Source organism: Craurococcus roseus, assembly GCF_039523795.1.
Taxonomy (GTDB): Bacteria; Pseudomonadota; Alphaproteobacteria; order Acetobacterales; family Acetobacteraceae; genus Craurococcus; species Craurococcus roseus.
The window spans coordinates 18239-23389 of record NZ_BAAAFZ010000013.1; the positions used below are offsets into that span (position 1 = coordinate 18239).

The following is a 5151-nucleotide window of genomic DNA, read 5'->3' on the forward strand; positions in this document are numbered from 1 at the left end:
CCCCCCCCCGCCGCTTCGCTCAGCGCGCCGCTTGCCGGGCGCTGCCGCCGCGCGGTTCCGGCGCGCTGTCCCGGAAATCCGCGTCGCGCCACCGTTGCCTGTCTTGCCGCGCCGGGGCCGCGTCGACGGGCTCGGCGCGACGCCGTCCGGCGTCGCTCCCCAGCGGCGCGCCGCCGCCGCCGTGGCGCCGGTTGCCGGAACCCTGCGGCCTGCCCGACGGGTGCCGTTGCGGGGCCGGGCCGCCACCGCCGCCTCGGTTGTTCCGGCCGCGCTGGCCTTGGCCTTGCCTTTGGCGCCCGCCACCGCCGCCCGCCTGCTGCGGGCGGTTGAGGGGCGCGGACTTGTCCTGGCGCAGGTCCTCGGCCGGAATGGATTGCCGGATCAGCTTTTCCACGGCGCGGAGCTTGTCCGTTTCGTCCGGCGCGACCAGGGCCACCGCTTCGCCGCTGGCGCCGGCGCGGGCGGTGCGGCCGATGCGGTGGACGTAGGCTTCCGGCACGTCGGGCAGGTCGTACTGCACCACGTGGGTCACGCCGTCCACGTCGATGCCGCGGGCGGCGATGTCGGTGGCCACCAGGATCGGGGCGTGGCCGGTGCGGAACTCCAGCAGGGCGCGCTCGCGCTGGCCCTGGCTCTTGTTGCCGTGGATGGCGTTGGCGGACAGGCCGTCCATGGCGAGCTGCTTCACCACCTTGTCGGCGCCGTGCTTGGTGCGGGCGAAGACCAGGGCGCGGCCCACGCCCTCGCCGCGCAGCAGCTTGGCGAGCAGGCCGCGCTTGCCGCCCTGCTCGATGTGGAGCGCCCGCTGCGCCACGCGCTCGGCCGTGGTGGCGACGGGCGCCACCTCCACCCGCGCGGGGTTGTGGAGCAGTTCGGACGCCAAGCGGCCGATCTCGTTCGGCATGGTGGCGGAAAAGAACAGGGTTTGGCGCCCCTGCTTCGGCAGGGCGGCGACGACCTTGCGGATGGCGGGCAGGAAGCCCTGGTCCAGCATCTGGTCGGCCTCGTCCAGCACCAGCACCTCGACGCGGTCGAGGCGGGCGGTGCCGGCGCCCATGTGGTCGAGCAGACGGCCCGGCGTGGCCACCAGCACGTCGATGCCGGCGGCCAGCGCCCGGCGCTGCGCCCCGTGGGGCACGCCGCCGAACACCACCGCGACCGACAGGCCGAGGTGCTTTCCGTATTCGCGGAAGCTGTCGGCGATCTGGGACGACAGCTCGCGCGTCGGGCTCAGCACCAGGACGCGGCAGCCGCCGCGCGGCGGGCGCCCGCCCTTGGCGGCCAAGCGGTGCAGGATGGGCAGGGCGAAGGCCGCGGTCTTGCCGGTGCCGGTCTGGGCGATGCCGAGCAGGTCGCGCCCTTCCAGCACCGTCGGGATGGCCTGGGCCTGGATGGGGGTGGGGGTCTCGTAGCCGGCCTCCTCCAGCGCGCGCAGGAGGGGCGCGGCGAGGCCGAGTTCGGAAAACTGTGTCACTGGTGAGGAAAATCCCGGTCGCGCGGCAGCCATGAGGCAGCTTTGCTTGCGCGAGCTGCCGCTAGTTTCAGATGGAAGCCCCGCGTGGCTGGGCCGGTCCGGAAGGAAGCGTCGCGTGGCCCGGCAGTTCGGCTCGCCCTGGCATCCTGCCAGGGGACCGCTCACGCGGCCGGGGCACCGCCAGGGCGATTCGCCGCCGGCCAGCGATACATGCGCCTTCGCGGGTGCGAAAGCAAGTGTCAGGAGCATTACGATCGGGGAGACGCGCGCCGGATGGGCAATGGGATGCCGCATCGGCGGCGGTCCGCTTCGCCCGGTCGGAGACGAGCGGCACGGCGCACGAACCCGGTGGGTCCGAGTCGCGGGGGCGCCGAAAGCCGAGCCGCCATCGCGCGACGCGGTTCGCCCGCGCCGGGGCCGGTGCCTGCCGGGAGCGGACCGATCGCGGTTTCCGGGGCGACTCTCCCGGAGGCTGTGCCACACTCGCGGGAAACCGGCGCCCTTTGATCGCCGGCAACGCCGAAGGGAGGAAGAACCCGTGCCGATCCTTGACCGACGCTCGCTGCTGCTCGGCGCCGCCGCGGCGCTGCCCCTCTTGCCAGCGGCGATGCCGGCCCGGGCCACCGCGCCCTTCCGCGGCCAGTTGCCGCCCGCCTGGCACCGCTTCAAGATCGGCGAGTTCGAGGCGACCGTGGCTTCGGACGGCGCGCTGCCGCTCGGCCCGCCGCAGCCCGTCTTCACCAACTCCTCGGCGGCGGAGATGGACGCGTTGCTGCGCGCGGCCTTCCTGCCGACCGACGCCACCATCCTCGAGCAGAACGGGCTGGTGGTGAACACCGGCCGCCACCTGGTGCTTTTCGACACCGGCATGGGCACGAGCATGGGCCCCCAGATCACCAAGGATGCTGGCGGGCCTTGGTGCTCGCGCCTGCTGGACAACCTCCGCGCCGCCGGCATCGCGCCCGAGCAGATCGACCTGGTGGCCGTGACCCACGCCCACTGCGACCACTGCTGGGGCTTGGTGGACGAGCGGGGCAACAAGGTCTTCCCGAACGCCCAGGTCGCGGTCAGCGAGGCCGACCTCAAATTCTGGACCGACGACGGCAACAAGCGCGGCCCGGCCTTCATGACGCCCTTCGTGGACGGGGCGAAGAAGAACCTCGGCGCCTACCGCGACCGCCTCGTCATGGTGCGGGACGGCGCCGAGGTGGTGCCGGGCATCACGGCCATCGCCGCCCCAGGCCACACGGTCGGGCACCACGTCTACGCCATCACCTCCGGGAACCAGACGGTGGTGAACACCGGCGACCTCGCCCACCACTACGTCCTGCTGGTGCGCAAGCCGATGTGGGAATTCTCCTTCGACACCGACCCGAAGCAGTCGGCGCGCACGCGCACGCGCATGCTCGACAGCTTCGCCGCCAACCGGACGGCGATCCTCTCCTACCACTTCCCCTGGCCCGGCCTCGGCCATGTGGCGAAGGAAGGCGAGGGCTTCGCCTGGATTCCGGCGCCGACCAACGTCACCACCCTCGGCTGACCGGGGCAACGGCGAGGCGGGGCCCATCGGGAGCCCGCCGGACTTCTGGGTGAGACGCGTTTCAGGACGCCCCGGCACGCGCCGGAACGGCGCGGGCCGGGGCACCCGTCTCAGACGACGTTCAGCCGCACCGGCACGTTGTTGCGCGTGGCGTTGGAGTAGGGGCAGACCTGGTGCGCCTGCTCCACCAGCGCCTGCGCCTGGTCGCGCGGCACGCCCGGCAACGACACGTCGAGCTGGATGTCGAGGCCGAAGCCGCCTTCGGAGCGCGGGCCGATGCCGACCGTCGCCTTCACCGTGGCGTCGTTCGGCACCTTGGCGGTCCCGCCCTTCGACGCGACGGCCTTCATCGCGCCGATGAAGCAGGCCGCGTAGCCGGCGGCGAAGAGCTGCTCCGGGTTGTTCCCCTGGCCGCCGCCGCCGCCCAGCTCCTTGGGCGTGGACAGCCTCACCTCCAGGCTGCCGTCGTCGGTCCTGGCGCTGCCGTCGCGCCCGCCGGTGGCGGTGGCGGAGGTCTTGTACTTCACGTCGGTGGGCATGCTGCGTCTCCTTTCTTGCTCCCGAGCGGCCGGGTCGGGCCGCGTCGGCGCGGCGGTCGGCGCCCGGCGCCGAGTGGTCCGTGTAGCCGCGGGCGGCGCCGCCGTAAAAAGTCGAGCGGTCGCGCCGCTCCAAGGGCCCCCGCACCTGGAACGCTCCGGCGGGTCGGCGGCGCGGGGGATGGCGGCGGCGCCCAGGCCCGGCCGCGGACGGCCCGTCAGAGTCCGAGTTCCGCCAGCACCTCCGCCGTGTGCGCGCCGAGCGCCGGCGCCGGCACGCTCCACGGGCCGAGGCCGGGGAGCGCCGGCAAGGGCAAGGTGCCGAGCCCCGGCTGCTCCAGCGGCACCGCCGCCTTCACCGCGCGCACGTGCGGGTCGGCGAGCCATTCGAGCGGCGTGTTCACCCGGTCGCTCAGCATCCGCTCCGCCTGGAACCGCTCCACCCACTCCGCCGCCGGCCGCGCGCGGAACGCCTCGCGCAGCGCCGGCAGCAGCGCGTCGCGGTGCCGCGCGCGCTCGGCGAAGGAGGCGAAGCGCGGGTCGTCCGCGAGGGCGGGGAGCCCGGCCGCGGCGCAGAAGCGCGGCCACTCCGGCTCGCGCAGGAACGCCACCATGAACCACCCGCCGCAACTCCCCTGGTAGGTGCCGGCGGGCGTGTTGGGCATGGCCGGCGCGCGGCCGAGCAGGCCCTGCTCGGCGATGTTGTAGCCCATCAGCGCCGCCGCGGACTGCATCAGCGACACGTCGAGCACGCGCGGCATCGGCGGGGCGCCGGCGGCGCGGGCGGCGGCCTGCTCCGCGAGCGCCGCCTGCACCGCGGCGAAGGCGGAGATGCCGGTGACGACGTCCACCGCCATGACGGGGCCGGTGCGGTGGGGCACGCCGTCCGCGCCCTCGTTCAGCGCGACGAGGCCGGTGAAGGCCTGCGCCACGCCGTCCGTGCAGGGGCGCTCGGCGTAGGGGCCGCGCTGGCCGAAGCCGGAAACGGAGAGGAACACCACGTCGGGCTTGCCCGCTTCCGGCACGAGGCCGAGGCGCGCGGCGACGCCGGGGCGGAACGCTTCCAGCATCACGTCAGCCCGCGACGCGAGGCGCGCCAGGGCGGCGCGGCCCTCCTCCGTTCGCAGGTCCAGCACCACGGAGCGCTTGCCGCGGTTGAAGGCGACGTGCATGGCGCTTTGCGTGCCTTCGCGGGTGGAGAGGCCGCGCGACCAATCGCCGGCGGGCGGCTCCACCTTCACCACCTCGGCGCCGCAGGCCGCGAGCAGGGTGGCGCAGTAAGGGCCGGCGATGCCCTGGCTCGCGTCCAGGACGAACAGCCCGCGGTAGGGCTTCAGCGGCTCGGGCACCGGCGGCGCGGCGATCGCGGCGGGATCGCTCGCCACCGGCGCCTCGGCCGTTTCCAGCACCGGGGGCGCCACGGCGCCGGGGACGACGGGCGGGCCGCCCGCGGGACCGGCGGCCGCGTCCGGCGAACCCTTCTCACTATCGGCCATGGCGTTTCCCCGTCCCCCGTGAGGCGCCTATCCTGCCGCGAAACGCGGAACAGGGAAGGGAGCACCGCCCATGATGGCGACGACCACGCGCCGCCGCCTCGCGCC

General features: G+C 74.5%; 4 protein-coding genes. 1 reads left to right on the forward strand and 3 read right to left on the reverse strand.

The window, feature by feature from the left end:
• Window positions 1-19 precede the first annotated feature (19 nt).
• Window positions 20-1474 carry a DEAD/DEAH box helicase gene (locus ABD067_RS06910; RefSeq protein ID WP_343894470.1) on the reverse strand — a complete coding sequence of 485 codons (1455 nt, stop codon included), beginning with the start codon at window positions 1472-1474 and terminating at the stop codon, window positions 20-22.
• 538 nt (window positions 1475-2012) lie between these two features.
• On the opposite strand from ABD067_RS06910, the gene ABD067_RS06915 reads away from it, so the two are divergent.
• Window positions 2013-3014, forward strand: coding sequence for an MBL fold metallo-hydrolase (locus tag ABD067_RS06915; RefSeq protein WP_343894471.1), 1002 nt, complete (start codon window positions 2013-2015; stop codon window positions 3012-3014).
• A 110-nt stretch (window positions 3015-3124) separates the two neighbouring features.
• Here the strand turns inward: ABD067_RS06915 and ABD067_RS06920 are convergent, their stop codons facing one another.
• Both ABD067_RS06920 and ABD067_RS06925 read right to left on the reverse strand, forming a co-directional pair.
• Window positions 3125-3553, reverse strand: coding sequence for an organic hydroperoxide resistance protein (locus ABD067_RS06920; RefSeq protein ID WP_343894472.1), 429 nt, complete (start codon window positions 3551-3553; stop codon window positions 3125-3127).
• Between the two features lie 215 nt (window positions 3554-3768).
• Window positions 3769-5046, reverse strand: coding sequence for a CaiB/BaiF CoA transferase family protein (locus tag ABD067_RS06925; RefSeq protein WP_343894473.1), 1278 nt, complete (start codon window positions 5044-5046; stop codon window positions 3769-3771).
• Window positions 5047-5151 lie beyond the last annotated feature (105 nt).